This window comes from Streptomyces spinoverrucosus (genome assembly GCF_015712165.1).
Taxonomy (GTDB): Bacteria; Actinomycetota; Actinomycetes; order Streptomycetales; family Streptomycetaceae; genus Streptomyces; species Streptomyces spinoverrucosus_A.
Window position 1 is genome coordinate 5,998,805 of sequence record NZ_JADPZX010000001.1, and the last position, 23,723, is coordinate 6,022,527.

Genomic DNA, 23,723 nt, shown 5'->3' on the forward strand with positions numbered 1-23,723 from the left:
ATCCGCACCTGGCCGGGCTCTCGAAAAGATCGGAAAAGGCGTGAACGGGACGAGTTTCGGCGACTCCGCGGGGATTCCGTTCCGTCTGGTCGACACAGGGTCTGGGACCGTACTGCTGACGGCCGAGAGAATTCTTGACTTCTTCGTCGCGCCCGACGACGAGCCTCCGCACCTGGTCACCTTCGCCGGGGTGCACCACGTCAGTCCGGACCGCGGGAAAGCGGAGGAAGCCGAACTGCAGGTGGTCGATCACCGGGGGGAAAGGATCGGGAAGTACTACCTCGGCAGGGTCAAGGCCGCCTACGGTGAGCCGCCGGACGTGACCGGCGGGCGGCACCCGGATGTGCCGTACGACTTCTTCGGGTTCACCGAGGAGTACCCCCGGGCCGGCGAGATCTGGCGGGAATGGGCGGACGACAGCCCGGCGGAGCGCGGTGAATGGGCCCGCCTCCCCGCCGAGTGGCACGAGAGCTGGCTGCACGTCGTGCAGACCTCGTGGTTCACGACCGGCAAGCGGGCGACCCGCTACGAAGCCGCTGAAACGGTGGTTGTGGACGGCGTCGGCATCACCGGCAGGGCCGCCTTCTACTGTGCTCTGGGAGAGGCGGTCAACGGGCCCCAGGGGTATTTCGGCTCCAACCTGGACGCCCTTTTCGACTGCCTCCGCACCGCGCGGGCGGAAGGGACCGCGCCGTTCACCCTGGTGTGGCGCGACCACTCGGCGTCCCGGGACGCGCTGGGGGCGGACTTCTTCGCCCAGGTGCTCGACGTGCTCGACGCGGGCGGCGTCGCGGTCGTCGCTGACTGACTCCGGCGGAACGAGCCGAGTAACCGTCCCGTCACGGGCCGATCGCAAAAAGTCACCGCACGCCCCTCGTGGCGGAGATGTGTCTTACCCCACACTGGGTTCCGGTGCCTGAGTCCTCGGAGCGCGGCCGATCCGTCCCCCACGGGTCTCCCACCCCCGCGGTTCCCCTCATCGCGTACGGGACGGACAGCGGCGAGGCCGCCGACTCCGCCCCCCGAGCAGCGCTGCCGTACGCCTCAGCAGCGATCACCCTGGAGGTCGCCCCCGTGCAGACCCAGACCCTCATCCAGACCGACGTCACCACCGCCGTCGGCCCCGACAGCACCGCGCCGGACGCGGAGACCGGCGTACTGGTGGCCGTGCCGCCGCAGAGCCGGGTCGCGCTCCACCCTGAGACGGAGCCCCCGGCCGAACCCCCGGCCGAACCCACGGCCGAACCGCCGGCGGACGCCGTCGAGGCTCCCGAGCCCGTCGAACCGCCCGTCCCCGGCCGCGTCGACACCGGCGGCCCCTCGTCGGACCTGTTCCGCCAGTACCTGCGTGAGATCGGCCGCATCCCGCTGCTCAGCGCCGCCGAGGAGGTGGAACTGGCCCGCCGCGTCGAGGCCGGCCTGTTCGCCGAGGAGAAGCTGAGCAACACCCCCGACCTGGACAGCCAACTCGCCCTGGACCTCGACCGGTTGGTCGTCATGGGCCGGGTGGCCAAACGCCGGCTGATCGAGGCCAACCTCCGCCTCGTCGTCTCCGTCGCCAAGCGGTACGTCGGGCGCGGCCTGACCATGCTCGACCTGGTCCAGGAGGGCAACCTCGGCCTCATCCGCGCGGTCGAGAAGTTCGACTACGCCCGCGGCTACAAGTTCTCCACCTACGCCACCTGGTGGATCCGCCAGGCCATGTCCCGCGCCCTCGCCGACCAGGCCCGCACCATCCGCGTCCCGGTCCACGTCGTCGAGCTCATCAACCGGGTCGTCCGCGTCCAGCGCCGGATGCTCCAGGAACGCGGCTACGAGCCGACCGCCGAGGAGGTCGCCGCTCACCTCGAACTCCCGCCCGAGCGCATCGGCGAGGTGCTGCGGCTCGCCCAGGAGCCGGTCTCCCTGCACGCCCCGGTCGGCGAGGAGGACGACGTCGCGCTGGGCGACCTGATAGAGGACGGCGACGCCGCCTCGCCCGTCGAGTCGGCCGCGTTCCTGCTGCTCAGGGAGCATCTGGAGGCCGTGCTGTCGACGCTGGGGGAGCGCGAGCGGAAGGTCGTACAGCTGCGGTACGGGCTGGTCGACGGCCGTCCCCGCACCCTGGAGGAGATCGGCCGCATCTTCGGGGTGACGCGGGAGCGGATACGGCAGATCGAGAGCAAGACCCTCAACAAGCTGCGTGACCACGCGTTCGCGGACCAGCTCAGGGGTTACTTGGACTGAGGCGCCGGGTGCCGCTGCGGTCGCGCGCCGCAGCGGCACCCCGACGCCGGGACACCCCTCAGTCCACCTCGGCCACCGCCTGCGCGAACTGCGCCTTGTACAGCCGTGCATACGCCCCGTCGGCCGCCAACAGCTCGCTGTGCGCGCCCTGTTCCACGATCGCCCCGTTCTCCATCACCAGAATCGTGTCCGCGTCCCGGATGGTCGACAGCCGGTGAGCGATGACGAACGACGTCCGGCCGTGCTGGAGTTTGGCCATCGCCTTCTGGATCAGCACCTCGGTGCGGGTGTCCACCGACGACGTCGCCTCGTCCAGCACCAGGATCACCGGGTCGGACAGGAACGCCCGCGCGATGGTGATGAGCTGCTTCTCACCGGCGCTGACGCCGGCCCCCTCGTCGTCGATCACGGTGTCGTAGCCGTCGGGCAGCGTACGGATGAACCGGTCCGCGTGCGCCGCCCGCGCCGCCTCCTCGATCTCCCCGCGGGTGACCTCCCGCGCGGCCCCGTACGCGATGTTCTCGGCGATCGTCCCGCCGAACAGCCAGGTGTCCTGCAGCACCATCCCGATCCCGGAGCGCAGTTCGTCGCGGGACATCTTCGCGATGTCCACCCCGTCGAGCGTGATCCGCCCGCCGGACACGTCGTAGAACCGCATCAGCAGATTGACCAGCGTGGTCTTCCCGGCGCCGGTCGGCCCGACGATGGCGACCGTCTGCCCCGGCTGCACCGTCAGCGACAGGTCCTCGATCAGCGGCTTCTCCGGGTCGTACCGGAAGGACACCCCCTCCAGCGCCACCCGCCCGCGCAGCTCCTCGGGCCGCAGCCCCGGCACCGGATCCGCCGACTGCTCCTCCGCGTCGAGGAGTTCGAAGATCCGCTCGGCGGAGGCGACCCCGGACTGCACCAGGTTGGCCATCGAGGCGATCTGCGTCAGCGGCATCGAGAACTGCCGCGAGTACTGGATGAAGGCCTGTACGTCACCGATCGACAGCGACCCGGACGCCACCCGCAGCCCACCGACCACCGCGACGAGCACGTAGTTCAGGTTCGACACGAACATCATCAGCGGCTGCATGATCCCGCTGTTGAACTGCGCCCTGAACCCCGCCTCGTACAGCGCCTCGTTCTGCTCGGCGAACTGCCGCGCCGACTCCTCCTGCCGCCCGAACACCTTCACCAGCGTGTGCCCGGTGTACATCTCCTCGATGTGCGCGTTGAGCTTGCCGGTCGTCCGCCACTGCTGCACGAAGTGCGGCTGCGACCGCTTCCCCACGAACGTCGCCACGTACAGCGACAGCGGCACCGTCACCAGCGCCACCAGCGCCAGGATCCAGGACACCCAGAACATCATCGCCAGCACACCGATGATGGTCAGCAGTGAGTTGATCAGCTGGCCCATGGACTGCTGGAGCGTCTGGCCGATGTTGTCGATGTCGTTCGTCGCCCGGCTCAGCACCTCACCGCGCTGCCGCTTGTCGAAGTACGACAGCGGCAGCCGCGACAGCTTCGTCTGCACGTCCTCGCGCATCCGGTACATGGTCCGGTTGACGGCCCGGTTCACCAGCCGCGTCGCCACCGCCATCAGCAGCCCGGCGACGACGAACACGACGAGCGCGAGCAGCAGTACGTTCCCCACCGCGCCGAAGTCGATGCCGTGGCCGGGCGTGAAGTCCGTACTGCGGAGCATGTCGGCGATGTCACCGTCGCCGCGCTCGCGCATGGCGTCGAGGACCTGCTCCTTGCTCTGCCCGGTCGGCATCTCCCGCCCGATGATGCCGGCGAACACCAGGTCGGTCGCCTCGCCGAGGATCTTCGGCCCGATCACCGACAGGCCCACGCTGACGAGCACGCACAACAGCAGCGCGTAGATGGTCAGCTGCTCCGGCCGGAACTGCGCGACGAGCCGACGGCCCGACACCTTGAAGTCCAGCGAGCGGTGTTCGGGGCCGGTCCCGGCCATCATCCGCCCCATGGGACCGGCCATCAGGCAGCCTCCGCTTCCGTCAGCTGGGAGAGCACGATCTCCCGGTAGGTCTCGTTGTCCGCCATCAGCTCCTGGTGCCGGCCGGTGCCGACCACCCGGCCCTCGTCGAGGACGACGATCCGGTCGGCGTCCCGGATGGTCGCCACCCGCTGGGCGACGATCACGACGGTCGCCTCGGCGGTCTCGCGGGCGAGCGCGGCGCGCAGGGCGGCGTCCGTGGCGTAGTCGAGGGCGGAGAAGGAGTCGTCGAAGAGGTAGATCTCGGGCCGCTGCACCAGCGTCCGCGCGATCGCGAGCCGCTGCCGCTGACCGCCGGAGACATTGGTGCCTCCCTGCGCGATCGGCGCGTCCAGCCCGCCCTCCAGCCGCTCCACGAAGGGCTTGGCCTGCGCCACCTCCAGCGCGTGCCACAGCTCCTCGTCGCTCGCGTCCGGGTTGCCGTACCGCAGGTTGGTGGCGACCGTGCCCGCGAAGAGGTACGGCTTCTGCGGCACCAGTCCGACGGTCCTGGCCAGCACCTGCGGATCGATCGTCCCGACGTCCACCCCGTCGACCAGCACCTCCCCGTCCGTCGCGTCGAACAGCCGTGGCACCAGCCCCAGCAGCGTGGACTTGCCGCTGCCGGTCGAGCCGATCACGGCGGTCGTCTCACCCGGCCGCGCGAGAAGATCGATCCCCTTCAGCACCGGCTCCTCGGCACCCGGGTAGCGGAACCCGGCCGCACGGATCTCCAGATGCCCGTGCCGGCGCAGCTCCCGGACGGGGTCGACCGGCGGGACCACGCTCGACGACGTCTCAAGCACCTCCTGGATCCGCTCGGCGCACACCTCCGCGCGCGGCACCATCATGAACATGAAGGTGGCCATCATCACGGCCATCACGATCTGCATCAGATAGGCGAGATACGCCGTCAGATCGCCGATCTGCATCCCACCGCTGTCGATCCGGTGCGCGCCGAACCACACCACCGCGATCGACGACAGGTTCACCACCGTCATCACGATGGGGAACATCAGCGCGAGCAGCTTGCCGGTGCCCAACGACACCTCGGTCAGGTCGGTGTTCGCCTGCCGGAAGCGGTGCTGCTCGTACTCGTCCCGCACGAAGGCCCGGATCACCCGGTTGCCGGTGATCTGCTCGCGCAGCACCCGGTTCACCGTGTCCAGGCGCTCCTGCATGGACCGGAACAGCGGCCGCAGCCGCCGTACGATCAAGGTCACACTCAGGCCCAGCACGGGCACCACGGCGACCAGCACCCCGGACAGCGGCACGTCCAGGCCGAGCGCCAGCACGATCCCGCCGACGCACATGATCGGCGCCGACGCCATCAGCGTGAACGTCATCAGGGCCAGCATCTGGATCTGCTGGACGTCGTTCGTGGTCCGCGTGATCAGCGACGGCGCGCCGAAGTGGCCGACCTCGCGTGCGGAGAACGACTGCACCCGGTCGAAGACGGCGGCCCGCACGTCCCGGCCGAGCGCCCCGGCGGTGCGGGCGCCGTAGTAGACGGCGCCGATGTTGCACACCACCTGCGCCAGCGAGATGCCGATCATCAGGGCACCGAAGGACAGGATGTAATCGGTGTCACCGTTGATGACACCGTTGTCGATGATGTCGGCGTTCAGCGTGGGCAGGTAGAGGGTGGCGCAGGTCTGCAGGAACTGCAGCAGCACCAGGAAGGCGATGGGTCTTTTGTAGGGCCTGAGATAGGTCCGCAGAAGTCGTATGAGCACGCTTGTCTCTCGGAGTCGGCGGTAGGGGCCGAATGGTTGCCCCTGGCCCCTATCGTCGAACACTCCACCCGCGTTACCTCAACCGATTAACCCAACGGATCGGGCGCTACGACCGAAACGCCCCCGGATGGGTCTGCTCCCGCACCGACACGAACTGCTGCCGCACCGCCTGCCCCACCGCCAGCTCCTCACCGGGTTCGAGCACCTGCGCGACCGCCCCCTGCCAGACCGGCGGAGTACGCGGATCGAGGCTCCCCTGGGACACCCCGAGCGCCCAGGCCGCCTGCCGGGCCGCCCCGATCGCCGCGTAGTCCGCGGGCTGCGGTACGACGACCTGCGCCCCGAACAGTGAGGGCGCCGACGCCTGCACGGCCGGCAGCTCGGCCGCCGCACCCAGCAGGAAGACCCGCCGCACCTCGACCCCCCGCCCGCGCAGCACGTCGAGCGCGTCCGCGAGCCCGCAGAGCATGCCCTCGAAAGCCGCCCGCGCCAGATGCTCCGCCTTCATCGACTCCCGCCGCAGCCCCGTCAACGTCCCCGCGGTGTGCGGCAGCGCGGGCGTCCGCTCACCCTCCAGATACGGCAGCAGCACGAGGCCGTGCGAGCCCGGCGTCGACTTCATCGCCAGGTCGGACAGGCTCTCCAGGTCGGGCAGCCCGAGCAGCTCGGCGGTGCCGCGCAGGGTGCGCACCGCGTTCAGGGTGGTGACGACCGGCAGGTGCATGCCGGTGGCGTCGGCGAGGGAGGTGATCATCCCGGTGCCGTCCTGCAGCGCCTCGGGGTGCACGGCCATCACTGACCCGGAAGCGCCCAGGGAGACGACCGCGTCCCCGAAGCCCAGGCCCAGCCCGAACGCGGCGGCCATGGTCTCGCCGGTCCCGGCGGAGATCAACAGCCCCTCCGGCGTCGTACCGGCCGCGTCGGACGGCCCGATCACCTCGGGCAGCATGACCTGGTGACCGAGCGCCAGCTCGACCAGGTCGGGCCGGTAGGCGCCGGTGGCGGCGGACCAGTACCCGGTCCCCGAGGCCCCGCCCCGATCGGTGGTGCGCCGCACCGGCCGGCCCAGCAACTGCCACACCAGCCAGTCGTGTGCCTGCATCAGCACGGCGATCCGCGCCGCGTTCTCGGGCTCGTTCTTGGCCAGCCAGCGCAACTTGGTCACCGGCTGGGCGGCCTGCGGCACACAGCCCACGGCCTGCGCCCAAGCCTCACGCCCGCCCAGCGCGTCGATCAGATCCGCCGCCGCGACCTGCGCCCGCTTGTCCGCGCCGACCAGCGCGGGCCGCACGGTGCCGCCCTGCGCGTCCAGCGGCACGACGGCGTTCGCTTGCGCGGACACCCCGATGGCCTGCACACCTTCCAGCAGCCCACCGCCGGCCGCCTCGCCCAGGGACAGCAGCCAGGCCTGCGGATCGAGGTCGCTGGGACGACCGCCGCCCTCGGGAGTCTCCACCGGGTGCGGGGCATAGCCCTGCCTGAGTACGGCTCCCGTGTCCGCGTCGCAGACGACGATACGAGTGAAATCGGGCGAACTGTCCAGCCCGGCGACTATCCCCATGCCTCAAATTCTGCCGTAGCGCTGCGCTTGCTTGGGCCGTGGGCGCAGTGGGGGTGCGTGTGGGTTTTCGGGTGCGGGTCGTGGGGGCTGGTCGCGGCCACGCGGCGGAGCCGCATATCGCTACGTGTTGCTGGTGCCCCAGTCGTCCTCGGGGGTGCCGTTGATGTTGCGGTCGCGCAGGGAGCGGACGCGGTGGGCGACCGAGTCGGGCATGTGGTCGCCGACCTTCGTACTCACCGTGTGGTACGCCTTGCCGGCGAACTGGCGGCCCTGCAGGGCGGCCGTCTCGGCGGTGTTGCGGACGGCGGGGTTCTGCGCGACCTGACGCGCGGCCTTCCTCAGCTGCTCGTAACGCTCGCGTCCGGCTCGTGTGCCCAGCACGTAACCCACGGCGAGTCCGACGATGAACGTGAGCCGGTAACGCATGGCGGCCACCCTTCCCTTGCGTAGGTCCTCTGGCGCGGCCTGGGGCCGGGGAGTACCGATTGGCGGAGCACCCCCCTGCTTGCGCTAATGTATGTGTCGCAGCGAGCGCGCGCCCTCTGGCGAATACCCAGGTAGGTGCGTTCGATGCAACGAGGCATTCCTCCGTAGCTCAATTGGCAGAGCAGCCGGCTGTTAACCGGCAGGTTACTGGTTCGAGTCCAGTCGGGGGAGCTCGGTCCTCCGTAGCTCAATTGGCAGAGCAGCCGGCTGTTAACCGGCAGGTTACTGGTTCGAGTCCAGTCGGGGGAGCAGCCTGAACGAGGACCCCGCAGGGGTCCTTTTTCATGTCCGGTGGAACCGCCGGGGGCGCGGGGGAGTCCTCAAGGTCGTGCGTGGCCGACCAGCCGGAGCAGGAGATCGTATGAGCGGCTATGCTGCGGCAGACGGCGCGCACAAATGTGCGCGACACGCCGCTATGGGGCGGTAGCTCAGCCGGTTAGAGCAGCGGACTCATAATCCGTCGGCCGTGGGTTCGAGTCCCACCCGCCCCACCAAGCAGCTTCGGTGCAGGAACGTTTTCACCTGCGGTGGCGTCTCCGCCCCCTCCGAGCGGAGGGGGTTTTGTCGTCTCCGGAGATCCTTAGCTCAGCCGAAGCTCAACCGAAGTGCATACGATCAAGACATGAAGCGGGCCCCGGCCGGCGTCGGGGGCGCCGGCCGGGGCCGCGGTCTCTCAGGCGCGGGCGGAGACGATCAGTGTGCCGATGTGGCCCGGCTTCGGCGCGTCAAGCCCCTCCGCCTTGGCGGTGGCGAAACCCGCTCGGGTCAGCAGCCGCTCCCAGACGGCAGGCCGGTAGCAGTACCGGTAGGTGAACATGGCCTTGCCCGCGAAGCCGCCCTTGTACATGCCCTGCGGCCCGTAGGCGCCGGGGATGGCCGGCGGGTGCGAGAACACCAAGACGCCGCCGGGATTGAGCCGGGCGCGGACGAGGGGGAAGAGCCGGTTCGGGTCGGTGAACCAGGCTGCGCCGAAGATGGAGTACACCGCGTCGTAAGTGTCCTCGCAGGCCGTCAGCCATTCCAGGACTTCCCCGCACTCTAAGCCGGCGCCGGTGCCACCCCACTTCTCCGTGGTCTTCTTGACCATGACCGGAGACAGGTCCAGGCCGCGCGCGTTGACGCCCCGCTGGGCCAGGTAGGCGAGGGCACGGCCGGTGCCGCAGCCGATCTCCAGCACAGTGCGCGGGTCGCCCAGGAGTTCGGGGCCGGGGCCGTGTCCGGTGTACTGGGTTCAGCAGAACGACGGCTCCGCATCGCTCTTGAAGGCGGACTCGGCGTAGGTATCCCACATCCTCTGGTTGTAGGCACGAGGGAGCCCCTGCCCTCGGGGAGCTGTGAGGGCAGGGGCGACTGTAGCGAGGTCAGTGGCTGTCGGGGACTTTGTTGTCGCACGGGGAGCAGTCCGCGCCGTCGATGGCCCACAGCTCCTCGTCGATCGCCCAGCCCGGGCTCTTGAGGAAGTCACCGCTGCGCAGGAAACGTTCTGACCTGTGGAAACGTCTCTTCTGGCAGCCTCGTGCTTTCGTAGGCCAGGCCGGCGCGCAGGAGGTCGGGTTCGGCGAGGTGGTCGGCGATCAGTTGCAGGGCGATGGGCAGGCCGTTGTCGTCGAAGCCGACGGGGATCGTCAGCGCAGGTAGTCCGGTGATGTTGGCCGGTGACGTGAGGCGGACGTAGGTCTCGGTGACGGTCTCCGTGGTGCCGTCCGGCCAGCGCACCTCGCACTGGCCGCGTTCGGCGGCGGTGCAGGCGACGGTCGGGGTGGCGATCACGTCGACCGTTTCGAAGAGCTCCCGCCAGGCCCGCCGGATGAGGGTGCGCGAGCGCTGTGCGCGCAGATGGTCGACGGCGGGGAGGAGACGCCCGGCTTCGAGCAGGGTTCGTACGTCGTCGCCGAAGAGGTCCGCGTGGTGCTGAAGGTGGGCCTCGTGGACGGACGCGGCTTCGGGTGCCATCAGGCCCCACAGGGTGGGGAGCAGGTAGGCGGTCAGGGGGATCTCCACGTCGAGGGTGGTCGCGCCGAGCCGGGCGAGGTGGTCGACGGCGGTGTGGACCCGGTCCGCGACTTCGGGGGTTACGTGATCGAAGAAATAGGAGCGCGGGACGCCGACGCGCAGACCGCGCAGGTCCGTGGACGGCCCGCATCCGGCGTGCGGGTGGGGTGAGATCAGGCAGGCCGGATCCCGCGGGTCCGGACCGGTGAGGGCGGCCAGCACCAGGGCGGCGTCCTGGACGCTGCGGGTGAGCGGGCCGACATGGTCCAGGGACCAGGACAGCGGCGCCACGCCATGGCGGGATATGAGGCCGTAGGTGGGTTTGAGGCCCACGACGCCGTTGAGTGCCGAGGGGACTCTGACGGAGCCGGCGGTGTCGGTGCCGACGGAGAACGTGGCCGACCCGGCGGCTACGGCCACCGCCGAGCCGCCGCTGGAGCCGCCGGCGATGCGGTGGGGGTGCCAGGGGTTGGTGGTCTGGGGCGTGATGAGGCCGTAGGCGAACTCATGGGTGTGGGTCTTGCCGACGAGCACGGCGCCGGCCGCTTCCAGGCGGGCCGACACGGTGCTGTCGGCGTCGGGAACGCGATCGGCCCAGACGCGTGAGCCCGCCATGGTGGGGACACCGGCCGTGTCGATGATGTCCTTCAGCGCGAAGGGGATCCCGTGGAGGGGGCCGCGGTACCGGCCCGCCTGGATGTCCTGCTCGGCCTGCTTGGCCGCCGTCCTGGCCCGTTCGGCCACGACGGTCGCGAAGGCGTTGAGCTGCCCCTCGGTCTCCTCGGCCCGGCGCAGGGCCGACTCGGTGAGCTCGACCGGTGAGAGCTCCTTCGCCGCGACGGCATCGGCCGCGGCGGACAGGGTGAGCTCATGGGGTCGCATCGGCGGATCCCCGGGGTGCGGCCGCGACCGGGTCGGCGGCCCGGAAGACCGCCGCGGGCGCTATGCCGGTGAGGTCGAGTTCGCGCAGGGTGGCGATGGATTCCTGGATGTGGTCGGCCAGTTCGGCCGCCTGGCGGAGCCGGGGGTTCGTCGGCGGTTGGGACACGGGCCGTCTCCTCTTGGGGCCGGGCGTTCCGTGGGACCGGTGGGTGGGCGGCGGGGCGGCGGTGAGCCCGGCGACCCTGCTGACTCGGGGGATGTCGTCGCAAGGTCGCCGGGCGGTCTCAAGGGCGTGGTGCGCGTGTGTCTGTGCCGGTCAGAGGTCCAGGGTGACGTCGTAGGACTCGAGCCAGGCGTTCAGGGAGAGCGGGACCTCCAGGTCGATCCGGGTGATCTGCGTACTCTCCGCGCTGACGGGCCGGTTGAGGCGGTCCTGGACCGCCTCAAGGTCGAGCAGCGGCAGGATGGGGGCGTCGCCGGAGACGACCTCGGCGAGCCGGTCGCGCAGCTTCTTCTCGTATCCGGAGTCCTGGGTGCTCGGATACGGGGCCTTCACCCGCTCCACGATGGACTGCGGCAGGACGTCCCGCGTGGCGGCGCGCAGCAGACTCTTCTCGCGGCCGTCGAACTTCTTCATGGACCACGGGGCGTTGAAGACGTACTCGACGAGCCGGTGGTCGCAGAAGGGCACCCGGACCTCCAGACCGACCGCCATGCTCATCCGGTCCTTGCGGTCCAGGAGCGTGTTGACGAAGCGCGTGAGGTTGAGATAGCTGAGCTCCCTCATCCGCTTCTCCAGACCGCTCTCCCCGGGCAGGACGGGCACCTCGGCGATCGCCTCGTGGTAGGCCTCGCGTCGGCGGCCGGGTATGTCGAGACGTCCGAGCAGCCCCTTGGCGAACAGGGGGGTGCCGTCGTAGAAGGGGCCCGGCGTGCTGGTGAGCCAGGGGAAGGTCTCGGCGGTGAGCACCTCGGGGTCGTGGAACCAGCTGTAGCCGCCGAAGAGTTCGTCCGCCGACTCCCCGGAGAGGGCGACCGTGGAGCGCTCACGTACGGCGCGGAACAGCAGGTAGAGAGAGGGCCACAGGTCGCCGTACCAGACCGGGGGGAGGTCGGTGGCGGCCAGGACGGCGGCGCGTACCGCCGGGTCGCTCAGGTCGTCGCTGTCGAGGAGGATCTCCTTGTGGTCCGCCTGGACGAGTTCGGCGAGATCCCGTACGAAGGGTGCGTCAGGGGTGCTGCGCAGCGGGTCGGGAACGAAGTTCTCGGCGGCCCCGACGAAGTCGACGGAGAAGGAGCGTACGGGGCCCGCGCCCGCCTTCTTCAGGGCCCGGGCGGCGAGCGAGGTGACGGCCGAGGAGTCCAGCCCGCCGGACAGCAGGCTGCACAGCGGCACGTCGGAGATGAGCTGCCGGGAGACGATGTCCTCCAGGAGCTCGCGGACGGTGCCGATCGTCTGCTCCAGGGAGTCGGTGTGCTCCTCGGCCCGCAGCGCCCAGTACTGGTGCTTGCTCAGCCCCTGCCGGCCCACCCGGACGAGATGGCCGGGGCGGATCTCGAACATGCCGGTGAAGATGGCGTGTTCGGGGGTCTTGACCATGTCGAGCAGCTCGCGAAGGCCGTCGGCGTTCACACGGCGCGGGATCTCCCTGTTGGCCAGGATCGCCTTGGGCTCCGAGCCGAACAGGACACCGTGCGGGGTGGGGTAATAGTAGAGGGGCTTGACGCCCATGCGGTCGCGGACCAGGACGAGTTCCTCGCGCAGGGCGTCCCAGATGCCGAACGCGAACATGCCGTTCAGCCGGTCGACCATGTCCGCGCCCCACTCCAGGTAGGCGCGCAGGACGACCTCGGTGTCGCTCTCGGTGCGGAAGCGGTGCCCGCGGGAGACGAGTTCGGAACGCAGCTCCCGGTAGTTGTAGATCTCGCCGCTGAAGGTCAGCACGGCCAGGGTGCGGCCGTCCTCCTCGGCGATCATCGGCTGGCGGCCGCCCTCCAGGTCGATGACGGAGAGCCTGCGATGGCCGATGGCCGCGTGGCTGTCCAGCCAGACGCCCGCCGCGTCCGGGCCGCGGCAGGCCATCGTCCGGGTCATCGCCTCCAACGTGGGGCGCTCTTGTGTGAGATCGCGATCGAAATCCACCCAGCCGGCGATTCCGCACATGTGCGTTGTCCTCTCCTAGGGGGTGACGACTCGGAACCGGAAGGGCCGGCCGAGCAAGGGGCGCGCCGGGCTGTGCGCGCGGCGAGACCGCGCGGTCGTCCGGCGCAGGGGGGTGTCGACAGCAGGGGTCGGGGACGTGGTGGTCAGGCCGGGGTCTGGTCCGGCCAGGTGAGGCGCCGCGCGAAGTGGGCCCACGCGGCCAGGACCATCAGGGCGGCGGTGAGTCCGCCGAGCGTCATGACCATGGACGGGGAGGTGCGGTCCACGATGAGCCCGCCGACCAGCGCGCCGAGCGAGATGGTCGCCTGGAAGGAGGCGGTGAACAGCACGGAGGCCGCCTCGGGGGCGTGCGGGGTCGCCTTGGTGAACCAGGTCTGGGACGAGACGGGGACGGCTCCGTAGGCGACGCCCCAGACGACCAGCAGGGCCACGGCGCCGATCTCCCAGCGGCCCAGTACCGGCAGCAGCAGCGTGGCCGCCGCGATCAGGCCCGCGGCGAGACCGAACGTGGCCCGGGGGTGACGGCCCACCACCGCGCCGCCCAGGAAGTTGCCGACGATGCCGGCGGCGCCGTAGACCAGCAGGAAGACGGTGACCATCGCCGAGCTCGCGTGGGTGACCTGCTCCAGGAAGGGGGTGACGTACGTGTAGGTCCCGAAGTGGGCCAGCACGATCAGGAAGGTCAGCAGCAACGCGAAACGGGTGTGCACGCTGCGGAACATGCCGCGCAGCACACTCATGCGCGTGGCCTGTACCGGCGGGAGCGGCGGTACGACCAGCATCAGCATGGCGAGCACCGCGACGGTCAGCGCCCCCATGACGACGAAGGCCATGCGCCAGCCCGCCACATCGCCGATGAAGGTGCCGGCCGGGACACCGAGCACGGAGCCCAGGGGGACGGCGGAGAAGATGACGGCGGTGGCCCGGCCGACCGATTCCGCCGGCACCAGGCGTTCGGCGAGTCCGGCGCCGATCGACCAGAAGCCGCCGATGGTGATGCCCACCATGACCCGCGAGATCAGCACGAGCCAGTAGTCGGGTGCCACGGCGGCCAGGAAGTTCGCCAGGGCCAGCAGGAGCATGAAGACGCACAGCATCAGACGTCGGTCGATGCGCGCGGTCGCGACGGTGACCAGTGGCGCGGAGACCGCCGCGAGGAAGCCGGGCATGGTCATCATCAGCCCCGCCATCCCGTCGGAGATGGTGAAACTGGATCCGATCGAGGTGAGCAGACCGATCGGCAGGATCTCGGTCGTGACGATCGAGAAGATTCCCAGCATCACCGAGATCACGGCCAGCCAACCGATGAGCGGTGATCGGGTCGGAGAGCCGGTTCCGCCGGGGTGCGTGGTGGCGGCAGTTGTCGAGGCCATGAATTCCGTCCTGTGCAGGGCCTGTCGTTGTGCGATCAGTTCAACAGGCCACGCGGAGCGGAGGCTGGCAGTTCTGCGACATCACCCCTGCGAAACAAGGGTCATGTCGCAGAACTGCCAATTCCGTTTGTCGGGGGTCTGTGCTGGTCAGGCCGCAAGTATTGGCGTGCCATTTCGCTCCGGCGGATGGGTTGGTCTCATTCGCAATTTGGGCAAGTTCGGGGGCCTGGGCGATGCTGTGGGAGTAGTCGTCTGAGACTTCGGCAAGAGTCCGTTGACCGGCCGAGGCCGCGCGGTGACGGTATGGCTCATGCCGATATCTGTGGCCATGGCTTTCACTTCAGTAATCCCAAGTCTTGACGTCTCGGCGGCACGTGAGATTTTCGGCGTCAATCGGACCTATTTGGCCGACCCCTGGTACGACTTCATTGCCTGCGTCTCGGAGAACACGAGCAGTTGCGAGGCCTGCCGCATCGACCGGCTCTGCACCCTGGACCAGTTGACCGAGGCGCACACGGTCGTCGTGCCGGGCTGGCCGGACGTACGGCAGGCCCCGCCCGGTGAGCTGGTGAGCGCGATCCGCGATGCGCACCAGGCGGGCGCCCGTATCGTCGCCGCGTACACGGGAGCGTTCGTGGTGGCGGCCGCCGGCCTGCTGGACGGGCGGCGCGCCACCACCCACTGGGCCCACGCCGCCGCGCTCGCCGCCCAGTTTCCCCAGGTGAAGGTCGACGTCGACGCCCTCTACGTCGACGAGGGGGACATCCTCACGTCCGCCGGCGGGGCGGCCAGTCTCGATCTGTTCCTCCACGTGGTGGAACTCGACCACGGCCCCGCCGTCGCCAAGGCCCTGGCACACCGCCTGGTCATGCCCTCCCACGGCGGGGGCGAGCCGGCCCACGCGCCCGCCCCGCAGGAGTCCGGCGGCGAGGACCGGGTGCTGGTCGAGCTGCTGTCCTGGGTCACCGAGCGGCTGGACAGCCAGGTGACCGTGGAGGACATGGCGCAGCAGGCCAACGTCAGCCGCCGCACCCTGACCCGGCACTTCCGCGCCAGTACCGGCATGGCACCGTTGCAATGGCTGCTGACCCAGCGCGTGCGGCTGGCCCAGCGCCTGCTGGAGACCACGCACCTCAGCGTCGAGCAGATCGCCGCCCAGACCGGCATGGGCACGGCGGCGACGCTGCGCCGGCACTTCGGCCGGACCGTGGGAGTGCCGCCGGACTCCTACCGGCGCTGGTATCGCGGGCGCAGCGAGGACGGCCGGGGCATCGGGCTCGTCGGCGCACCCGTCACGCCGGGACGCCGGCCCGCCGTCACGGGCGCGGACTCCGCGGCGTGCTGAGGCTGGTCGACGCACGGTTGAGTGACGTACGACTGGGCGATGTGCGGCTCAGTCATGCGCGGCTGAGTGACGTACGACGTCCGGACCAGGACCAGGACCAGGACCAGGAACCCCCTCCGAAGGGAGCACCACCCCTGTGAACGCCACCTTGCCCGAAGCCTTCTACCGCGATCTGGGACAGGGCCGGTTCCAGAGCACCTCGGCCACGGCCGGCCCCTGGAGCCCCAAGTGGCAGCACGGCGGCCCGCCGTCCGCCCTGCTCGGCCGGGCCATGGAGCGGCACGAGCCGCGCGAGGGCTTCCACTTCGCCCGGGTGACGGTGGAACTGCCGCGCCCCGTGCCCGTCGCCGATCTGCAGGTCAGCGTACGGACCGTGCGGTCGAGCCGCCGGGTGGAACTGCTCGAAGGGGAGCTCGGCTCGGGCGGCGAGACCGTGCTGCTGGCGCGAGCCTGGCGGATGGCCGTCAGCCCGCCCGACACGCCCACCCTGCGCCCCGCACCGAAGGCGCCGCGACTGCCCGCCGCCCAGCCTCCCCACACCATGGCCGGGGCCCATCTGGACGGCCACATCGCGGCCATGGAGTGGCGCTTCGAACCCGGGGCGGGTTTCGACACGACGGGGCCCGGCACCGCGTGGGCCCGCCAGCGCATCCCGCTGGTCGCCGGGCAGGAGGACACGCCCCTGACCCGCGCGTTGACCGTGGCGGACAGCAACTGGGCCGTCGGCTTCGAACTGGACCACCACAGCCGGCTCGTCATCAACACCGACGTGACCCTCGCCCTGCACCGCCCACCCGTCGGCTCGTGGCTGTGCCTGCGTTCCGCGACGACGGCCAGCCCCGGCGGATCGGGGCTGGCCGTGGGACAGTTGGACGACCTGTCCGGCGACTGCGGCCGTGTGGTGCAGTCGCTGCTGGTCAGTGAACGCTGACCGGACGTTCCCGCCCGCGTCACTCCGGCCAGTGGACCAGGAGCTTGCGGGGGCCGCGGAAGGACACGTTGGCCGGGAAGTCGAAGTCCTGCTCCTCCACCATCCGCATCCGCGGGGCCCGCTGGGCCAGCAGGTCGAGGGCGATACGCGCCTCCATACGGGCGAGGGCGGCACCGATGCAGTAGTGGATGCCCTGCCCGAAGGCCAGGTGCTTGCGGACGTCACCGCGGTGGATGTCGAAGGTCTCCGGTTCCTCGAAGTGCTTCGGGTCCCGGTTCGCGGCCCCCAGCAGCAGGAGCACCTTGGCCTCCGCCGGGATCTCCACGCCGCCCACGGTCACCGCCCTCGTGGTGATCCGCCGCCAGGCCGGAATGCTGCTGTCGAAGCGCAGCACCTCCTCCACCGCCTGCGGGATGAGCGAGCGGTCGGCGCACAGGTCGTCCCACTGCGAGCGGTTGGCCAGCAGCCTGCGCACGGCGTTGCCGGTGAAGCTGGTGGTGGTCTCGTGCCCGGCGAAACTCAGTCCGTACGCCACGTTCGTGATGTCCGGGATGGACAGGCTCCGAGGGTCCTGCTGGTGGATCCGGATCAGGTCGCTGGTGAAGTCGTCGACCGGCTCGGCCGCCCGCTTGGCGACGAACTCCTCCACGTAGGACCAGTAGTTGACCATGTTGGTGGCGATGTCGCGCTGTTCGTCGGCGGTCGGCCGGCCCCAGCTGAAGGCGATACGGTTGCCGCACCACGACTTCAGCATGTCCATGTCCTCATCGGGGAAGCCGATGAACGTGAAGATCATGTAGGCGGGCAGGGGATAGGTCAGGGCCGAGACCAGGTCGACCACACCGGGCGCGATCGCGTCGACCAGTTCGGTCGCCTTGGCCCACACCTTCGGCTCCAGAACCGAGATCCGCCGGGCCGAGAAACCCTTCTGGTTGTGCCGGCGTATTCGGGTGTGCCGGGGCGGATCACAGTCGGACATCACCGGATAGGCATGGAATCCCGCTTTGATGATGGACTGCGCCTCGTCGCTGAGCGGGAATACCGGACGCTGCCCGACCGCGGCGGAAAACGCTTTCGGGTCCATCAGGGCGCTCTGGACGTCGTCGAAGCGGGTTATCACCCACATGTCGATCGCCGGCGCGTAGAAGGCGGGCGTCTCCTCCCGCACGGCGGAATGAATCGGATAGGGGTCGGCGACGTACGCATCCCCGAGGGGATTGAAATCGTGGTTGATCGGGCACGACCTCGCGTTCGACATGGCGAAACCTCCCGGGATCGAAGGTCTTCAGTCTCGCCCAGCACCAACTCCCTTGAAAACGTGAAAGATATGGACAGGAATCCAGGTTTTTCTCATGCCTGAGCGGATGAGCCTGCGTCAGCTGGACTATTTCGTGACGGCCGCCGAGGTCGGGACGATGACCGGGGCGGCGCAGCGGTTGTACGTGTCGCAGTCCGCGGTGTCCGCGGGCATCGGGGAGCTGGAGCACCAACTCGGCGTGCAGCTGGTGATCCGCGCCAAGGCCAAGGGACTGACCCTGACCGCCGCCGGGCGCCGGCTCCTGCCCGAGGCCCGGGCCCTGCTGGCCCGCAGCGAGGAGCTGAGGGCGGACCTGCGGGAGGTGGGCCAGGCCCCGGCCGGCCGACTGGTGATCGGCTGCTTCGCCACCCTGGCCCCGTTCCTGCTGCCACGGCTGCTGGAGGAGTTCCCCGGCGCCTACCCCGACATCACCCTGGACTTCGTCGAGGGATCCCTGACCGACCTGCAGCGACTGCTGCGCAACGGCGACTGCGAACTGGCCCTGATCTACGGTGTCGACATCGAGCCCGGTATCGACTTCGACCGCCTCTACTCCACCGAGCCGCACGTCCTGCTGGCCTCCGAGCACCCGCTGGCCGGCAAGGAGGCCGTCCGGCTGGCCGACCTCGGCGACCAGGAGATGGTCATGCTGGACGTGCCGCCCAGCAGCCGGTACTTCAGCGAGGTCCTGGCCGACGCCGGGGTCACCCCCGTCGTCCGGCATCGCACCGAGAGCTTCGAGCTCGTCCGGAGCCTGGTGGCGCGCGGCGCGGGATACTCGCTGCTCATCCAGCGCCCCGCGCTGGACGTCAGCTACGAGGGGCGCGGGCTGCGGGCCTGCCGCATCGCCGACCGGGTCGCACCGCTCTCCGTCGGGCTGGCGCACACGCACGGATCCCACCTCACGCGGCGGGCCGCCGCGTTCGCGGCGTACTGCCGTACGGCCGTCACCGGCACCCGTGCGGCACAGGGTCGTGTCGCGAAGTTGCCAGCGCCTACCCCGGTCACCCGGGCAGGCTGGGCCCATGCATGAAGACGTGGAGCGATGCGTCCGGGCCGTGCAGTCCAAGGACGCCCGGTTCGACGGCTGGTTCTTCACCGCAGTGCTGACCACCGGGATCTACTGCCGTCCCAGCTGCCCGGTGGTGCCGCCCAAACCGAAGAACATGACCTTCTATCCGAGTGCGGCGGCGGCCCAGCAGGCCGGGTTCCGGGCCTGCAAGCGCTGCCGCCCCGACGCGACACCGGGCTCCCCGGAGTGGAACGAGCGGGCGGACCTCGCGGCCCGGGCGATGCGGCTGATCAAGGACGGGGTCGTCGACCGGGAAGGAGTGCCCGGACTCGCGGCACGACTCGGCTACTCCACGCGCCAGATCGAACGGCAGCTGCAGGCCGAGGTCGGCGCCGGGCCCGGCGCACTGGCCCGTGCCCAACGGGCGCAGGCCGCCCGGCTGCTCATCGAGACCAGCACGTTACCCATGGCGGACGTGGCGTTCGCGGCCGGATTCTCGTCCATCCGCACGTTCAACGACACCGTCCGCGCGGTGTTCGGCCTGTCCCCCACCGAACTGCGCCACCGCGGCCGCCCGACGGATCCCGCCGGCGCGGTGACGCTGCGGCTGCCCTTCCGCGCGCCCCTGTGCCCGGACAATCTCTTCGGCCACCTGGTCGCCGCCTCGGTGCCGGGCGTGGAGGAATGGCGCTCGGGGGCCTACCGGCGCACCTTGCGGCTGCCGCACGGACACGGCATCGCCGAACTGCGGCCCACCGGGGCCGCGTACGTCCAGTGCACCCTGACCCTGTCCGACCTGCGCGACCTGACCACCGCGATCAACCGGTGCCGTCGGCTGCTGGACCTGGACGCCGACCCGGCGGCGACCGACGACCTGCTGGGCCAGGACCCGGCCCTGGCTCCCCTGGTCCGCAAGAACCCCGGACGCCGCATCCCGCAGACCGTCGACGGCAAGGAGTTCGCGATCCGGGCGGTCCTCGGCCAGCGCCTCTCCCTCGCCGCGGCCCGCCGGCACACCGCGCGCCTGGTAGCCGCGCACGGCGAAGCGGTCACCGACCCCGGGGGCGGCCTCACGCACCTGTTCCCCACCCCCGTCCTGCTCGCCGGGATCGGCGCGACCGGCCTGGCCCTGCCGCTCGAGCACCGGGACCGGGTCCTCACCATGGCCACCGCGCTGGCCCACAGGGACATAGACCTGGGCACCGGCACCGACTGGCAGCAGGCCCGCGCCGGGCTGCGGACCCTGCCTGGTGTGGACCCGCGCACGGTGGAGACGATCGCCCTGCGCGCGCTGGGAGACCCGGACGCCTTCCCCGTCGCCGATCCCCGCGTCGGTGCCGCCGCCGCCGAACTGGGGCTGCCGGCCTCGCCGGCGGCGCTGACCGGGCACGCCGCCGCGTGGCAGCCGTGGCGCGGTTACGCCGTGCAGCATCTGTGGGCCGCCGGCGACGCGCCGATCAGCAGGATGCCGACCGGCGACGTCGTAGCGGGCCGGGAAGCGACAGTGCCTCGTCCGGGCGCCCGTTCCACCGAGCCCGCGCTCACCCGAGTCCACCCGTGAGCCCTGGAGGCACTTCATGAGCGACGACACACTCCTCGACCGCGCCCGGCACATCGCCGAGGAGGCCCGCCAGATCCTGGAGGAACTGCGCGCCAAGGACGACCCGGAGCATCTCGACACCGCCGCACCGGCCGTCGCGGCGCCCTTCGAGGAGGCCTTCGCCGATCTCGCCGAGGTCTGCGAACTGCTCGCCGCGGCCGCACCGCACAGCATCCATCACGGCCCGCTGCGGGAGTCCGCCGCGACGCTGCGCGCCCTGACCCGGCACTGGTACGCCGTCCGGCTCAACGCGGGGTGCACCGGGGTGGTCTGAGCCGCACCGCTCAGACCGTGAGGTCGACTCAGACCGTGAGGTCCACGAAGTGGGCCGAACTGGCCCCGATGGCCTCGCTGATGGACCCGACCACGGCGGCGGGGACGACGTTGTCCACTGTCAGGGCGACCGCGGCCTCGCCGCCCTCGGTGTCGCGGGCGACCTGCATGGCGGCGATGTTGACGCCCGCCTCCCCCAGGATCCGGCCGATGGTGCCGACCATGCCGGGCATGTCCTTGTACTGGAGGAACAGCATGTGGTCGGTGATGTCCAGGTCGATCTCGTACTCCCCGACCCCGGCGAGCTTCTGCACGTGCCCGGAACCGGCCGTGGTGCCGGAGACACCGACGGCCGTGCCGTCGGCGAACGTGCCGCGCACCGTCACCAGATCGCCGTGCGGGGCGCACTCCGAGCCGGTGGTGAAGTGTACGGCGGGGACGCGTTCCCGGGCGATCAGCGGAGCGTTCACCAAGGTGACCGCGCGGTCGGTCAGGCCGGTGACGACCCCCTTGAGGGCGGCGAGTTCGAGCACGCTCACATCGTGCCGGGTGATCTCGCCGCGCACCTCGACGTGCAGGGCGACCGGAGTGCGGTCGTCGGCCAGCGCGCCGAAGATCCGGCCGAGGTTCTCCGCGAGCGGCAGGAGCAGGCCGACCTCCTCGGTGACGCCGCCACCGCGGACGTTGACGGCCTCGGGGACCAAATCGCCCGCCAGGACCCGGCGTACGGCGCCGGCGACCGCGATGCCCGCCTTGTCCTGTGCCTCGGTGGTCGACGCCCCGAGGTGCGGGGTGACCACCACGTTGTCCAGGGCGAACAGCGGGGAGTCGGTGCAGGGCTCGACGGCGAAGACATCGAGGCCCGCACCGGCCACGCGGCCCTCCCGCAACGCCGTCGCGAGCGCCTCCTCGTCGACGATGCCACCCCGCGCGGCGTTGATGATCCGCACGCTGCGTTTGACCCGCCTCAACTCCTCCTCGCCGATCAGGCCGATCGTCTCCGGAGTCCTGGGCAGGTGAACCGTGATGAAGTCGGCCCTTTCGAGGAGCTCGTCCAGGGAGACGAGAGCGGCCGGCACCCGGGCCGCCTGCTGGTCGCGGACATGGGCGTCGTGCGCGACGACCCGCATGCCGAAGGCCGACATCCGCTCGGCCACCAGTCGGCCGATGCGCCCCAGGCCCACGACACCGAGGGTCTTGCCGGCCAGCTCCACCCCGACGTACTTGCCGCGCTGCCACTCACCGGCCTTGAGGGCCCCGTTGGCCTGCGGGATGTTGCGGGCGGTGGAGATGATCAGGCCGCAGGCGAGCTCGGCGGCGGTGACGATGTTCGCCGTGGGGGCGTTGACGACCGTGACCCCGGCCCGGGTGGCGGCCTGGACGTCGACGTTGTCCAGGCCGACCCCGGCCCGGGCGACGATCCTCAGCCGGGGCGCGGCGGCGAACACCTCGGCGTCCACCCGGGTCGCGGAACGCACCAGGAGCGCGTCGGCCTCCGCCACGGCCGCGAGCAGGGCGGCACGGTCCTGTCCGGCACAGCGCCGGACCTCCACGCCCGGGCCCAGGGCGTCGACGGTGGCGGGGGCGAGGTCTTCGGCGAGCAGTACGACAGGTGTCTTCATCGGAACTCGTTTCACGCGAATACGGCGGTCAGTTGTCCGTACGGCCGGGGCGTACTACTCCGCGGGGACGCTGGGCGGAGCGGCCGCGACCACGGGGTGATCGGTGTCGAGCGGCGGCTGGGCGGAGGCACCGCCGGGCGAGCCGATCGTGGCGAAGAAGTCGCGGTCGGCGGTGGCGTAGTCCGACCACTCGGGGGGCACCGCGTCCTCGTAGAAGACGGCCTCGACGGGGCACACGGGCTCACAGGCCCCGCAGTCGACGCACTCGTCGGGATGTATGTACATCTTGCGGGGGCCTTCGTAGATGCAGTCGACGGGGCATTCCTCGATACATGCCTTGTCCTTGACGTCGACACAGGGCTGGGCGATGACATAGGTCATGGGTCAGTCCTTCACGGTCCAGGAGTCGGGGTCGGCGAGAGTGCTGCTGACAGCGGGGAGTTCGCTCCAGGCCTCGGCCCTCGTTCCGCCGGGGAGGGCGAGCACGTCCGGGTCGTCGGTCCGTAGATCGGCCAGTCCGGCGGGGAGGCCGGTAGGGGGCACGAGCAGCGCCACCCTGGGCTGGTTCTCGGGTGGTGGCGGCGGGGTCGGCCGTCCGATCAGCAGGAGGTTGCCGATGATCGCCGTACGGGCCGCGCGGGCGCCGGTCGGCAGCGGGTGGTCCATGGCGGTCGCCTGGAGGAGCGTCTCGTAGCGCCGGACGGTGTCGGGGAAGGCCTCCTCGTCCACCGCGCGGCGCGCCAGCAGCCGGACGCCGTCCGGTGCGGCGGCGGGCCGGGCGGCCGGAGGTCGGGGCCGCTCGCCGTCCCAGGGCCGGTGCTCGACCAGCTCGGCCAGCGTGCCGTCCGGATAGCGGACCCGGGCGCGGGCTCCCGGCAGGATGCGCTCGGGCGGTTCGAGAACGGTGGTGCCGGTGCCGTCGAGGAGCTCCAGCTGCCGTTGCAGCGAGGGCACGATCAGGGAGTACGAGGTGCGCCGCTGGATCGGCGTGAAGGGACGGGCACTGGCGATCAGCAACAGGTTGCCCACGGCGGCCAGTTCCAGGCCGCCGAAGTCGGGAATCGGCATCCGCAGATCGGCGGGCACGCCCAGCAGACGTTCGTAGAAGGCGATGTGGTCGTCGAGTTCGGCCACGTCGACGAGTGAGCGGGCCAGCAGCCGTGGCCGGGGCAGGGCGGAGGAGTCGGGGAGGGTGCGGAACCAGCGCTCGGGGTGGGCGGGTCGTCGGGGCACGGACAT

Annotated in this window: 19 protein-coding genes, 3 tRNA genes and 1 pseudogene; 10 read left to right on the forward strand and 13 right to left on the reverse strand. The window is 70.6% G+C overall.

Features of this window, described 5'->3' with window-relative positions; translation table 11 throughout:
• Positions 1-40: 40 nt before the first annotated feature.
• Both I2W78_RS27250 and I2W78_RS27255 read left to right on the forward strand, forming a co-directional pair.
• Positions 41-808, forward strand: a complete 768-nt coding sequence (locus I2W78_RS27250; RefSeq protein ID WP_307783806.1) for a barstar family protein — start codon at positions 41-43, stop codon at positions 806-808.
• 104 nt (positions 809-912) lie between these two features.
• Entirely contained in the window at positions 913-2,226 is a 1,314-nt protein-coding gene (locus I2W78_RS27255; protein WP_196462889.1) for an RNA polymerase sigma factor, read from the forward strand.
• Positions 2,227-2,284: 58 nt separating this feature from the next.
• Here I2W78_RS27255 and I2W78_RS27260 read toward each other — a convergent pair whose 3' ends face one another.
• The 4 genes from I2W78_RS27260 to I2W78_RS27275 form a co-directional block, all read right to left on the reverse strand.
• On the reverse strand, positions 2,285-4,213 hold the full coding sequence (locus I2W78_RS27260) for an ABC transporter ATP-binding protein (protein WP_196462890.1): 1,929 nt from the start codon (positions 4,211-4,213) through the stop codon (positions 2,285-2,287).
• Positions 4,213-5,946, reverse strand: coding sequence for an ABC transporter ATP-binding protein (locus I2W78_RS27265; protein WP_196462891.1), 1,734 nt, complete (start codon positions 5,944-5,946; stop codon positions 4,213-4,215). Before I2W78_RS27265 ends, I2W78_RS27260 begins: the two co-directional genes overlap by 1 nt.
• A gap of 106 nt (positions 5,947-6,052) precedes the next feature.
• Positions 6,053-7,507 (reverse strand): xylulokinase, encoded by a 1,455-nt coding sequence (locus tag I2W78_RS27270; protein ID WP_196462892.1) that lies wholly within the window; start codon positions 7,505-7,507, stop codon positions 6,053-6,055.
• A 120-nt stretch (positions 7,508-7,627) separates the two neighbouring features.
• On the reverse strand, positions 7,628-7,933 hold the full coding sequence (locus tag I2W78_RS27275) for a YtxH domain-containing protein (RefSeq protein WP_196462893.1): 306 nt from the start codon (positions 7,931-7,933) through the stop codon (positions 7,628-7,630).
• A gap of 158 nt (positions 7,934-8,091) precedes the next feature.
• Between I2W78_RS27275 and I2W78_RS27280 the strand changes: the two genes are divergently transcribed.
• The 3 genes from I2W78_RS27280 (at position 8,092) to I2W78_RS27290 (ending at position 8,487) form a co-directional block, all read left to right on the forward strand.
• Positions 8,092-8,164, forward strand: a tRNA-Asn gene (locus tag I2W78_RS27280).
• 5 nt (positions 8,165-8,169) lie between these two features.
• A tRNA-Asn gene (locus I2W78_RS27285) sits at positions 8,170-8,242 on the forward strand.
• A 168-nt stretch (positions 8,243-8,410) separates the two neighbouring features.
• A tRNA-Ile gene (locus I2W78_RS27290) sits at positions 8,411-8,487 on the forward strand.
• Between the two features lie 179 nt (positions 8,488-8,666).
• On the opposite strand, the pseudogene I2W78_RS27295 reads toward I2W78_RS27290, so the two are convergent.
• From I2W78_RS27295 to I2W78_RS27315, 5 genes and pseudogenes are all read right to left on the reverse strand, one after another.
• A pseudogene (locus I2W78_RS27295) lies at positions 8,667-9,284 on the reverse strand (class I SAM-dependent methyltransferase).
• 170 nt (positions 9,285-9,454) lie between these two features.
• Positions 9,455-10,867 (reverse strand): amidase, encoded by a 1,413-nt coding sequence (locus I2W78_RS27300; RefSeq protein WP_196462894.1) that lies wholly within the window; start codon positions 10,865-10,867, stop codon positions 9,455-9,457.
• Positions 10,854-11,033 (reverse strand): hypothetical protein, encoded by a 180-nt coding sequence (locus I2W78_RS27305; RefSeq protein WP_196462895.1) that lies wholly within the window; start codon positions 11,031-11,033, stop codon positions 10,854-10,856. The genes I2W78_RS27300 and I2W78_RS27305 overlap by 14 nt, the downstream gene beginning before the upstream one ends.
• 150 nt (positions 11,034-11,183) lie before the next feature.
• Positions 11,184-13,031 (reverse strand): asparagine synthase (glutamine-hydrolyzing), encoded by a 1,848-nt coding sequence (gene asnB / locus I2W78_RS27310; protein WP_196462896.1) that lies wholly within the window; start codon positions 13,029-13,031, stop codon positions 11,184-11,186.
• A gap of 143 nt (positions 13,032-13,174) precedes the next feature.
• Positions 13,175-14,404, reverse strand: a complete 1,230-nt coding sequence (locus tag I2W78_RS27315; protein ID WP_196462897.1) for an MFS transporter — start codon at positions 14,402-14,404, stop codon at positions 13,175-13,177.
• A 310-nt stretch (positions 14,405-14,714) separates the two neighbouring features.
• On the opposite strand from I2W78_RS27315, the gene I2W78_RS27320 reads away from it, so the two are divergent.
• Both I2W78_RS27320 and I2W78_RS27325 read left to right on the forward strand, forming a co-directional pair.
• Positions 14,715-15,749, forward strand: a complete 1,035-nt coding sequence (locus tag I2W78_RS27320; RefSeq protein WP_196462898.1) for a helix-turn-helix domain-containing protein — start codon at positions 14,715-14,717, stop codon at positions 15,747-15,749.
• A gap of 136 nt (positions 15,750-15,885) precedes the next feature.
• Complete coding sequence (locus I2W78_RS27325) at positions 15,886-16,680, forward strand: thioesterase family protein (protein WP_196462899.1); 795 nt, start codon at positions 15,886-15,888, stop codon at positions 16,678-16,680.
• A gap of 19 nt (positions 16,681-16,699) precedes the next feature.
• Here the strand turns inward: I2W78_RS27325 and I2W78_RS27330 are convergent, their stop codons facing one another.
• On the reverse strand, positions 16,700-17,938 hold the full coding sequence (locus I2W78_RS27330) for a cytochrome P450 (protein WP_196462900.1): 1,239 nt from the start codon (positions 17,936-17,938) through the stop codon (positions 16,700-16,702).
• 106 nt (positions 17,939-18,044) lie between these two features.
• Here I2W78_RS27330 and I2W78_RS27335 point away from each other — a divergent pair, with 106 nt between their 5' ends.
• The 3 genes from I2W78_RS27335 to I2W78_RS27345 are packed head-to-tail and all read left to right on the forward strand — an operon-like array spanning position 18,045 to position 20,863.
• Positions 18,045-19,010 carry a LysR family transcriptional regulator gene (locus I2W78_RS27335; protein ID WP_196462901.1) on the forward strand — a complete coding sequence of 322 codons (966 nt, stop codon included), beginning with the start codon at positions 18,045-18,047 and terminating at the stop codon, positions 19,008-19,010.
• Positions 19,003-20,550: an AlkA N-terminal domain-containing protein gene (locus I2W78_RS27340; RefSeq protein WP_196462902.1), complete on the forward strand. Its 1,548-nt coding sequence runs from the start codon at positions 19,003-19,005 to the stop codon at positions 20,548-20,550. The genes I2W78_RS27335 and I2W78_RS27340 overlap by 8 nt, the downstream gene beginning before the upstream one ends.
• Positions 20,551-20,566: 16 nt before the next feature.
• Entirely contained in the window at positions 20,567-20,863 is a 297-nt protein-coding gene (locus tag I2W78_RS27345; protein WP_196462903.1) for a hypothetical protein, read from the forward strand.
• Between the two features lie 28 nt (positions 20,864-20,891).
• Here the strand turns inward: I2W78_RS27345 and serA are convergent, their stop codons facing one another.
• From serA to I2W78_RS27360, 3 genes are read right to left on the reverse strand one after another with little or no spacing between them, the layout of a single operon-like run.
• Positions 20,892-22,484, reverse strand: a complete 1,593-nt coding sequence (gene serA / locus I2W78_RS27350; protein ID WP_196462904.1) for a phosphoglycerate dehydrogenase — start codon at positions 22,482-22,484, stop codon at positions 20,892-20,894.
• Positions 22,485-22,538: 54 nt separating this feature from the next.
• On the reverse strand, positions 22,539-22,865 hold the full coding sequence (fdxA, locus tag I2W78_RS27355) for a ferredoxin (RefSeq protein WP_196462905.1): 327 nt from the start codon (positions 22,863-22,865) through the stop codon (positions 22,539-22,541).
• Positions 22,866-22,868: 3 nt separating this feature from the next.
• The gene (locus I2W78_RS27360; protein WP_196462906.1) at positions 22,869-23,723 is read right to left on the reverse strand and encodes a VOC family protein; all 855 of its coding nucleotides are present in this window, start codon (positions 23,721-23,723) and stop codon (positions 22,869-22,871) included.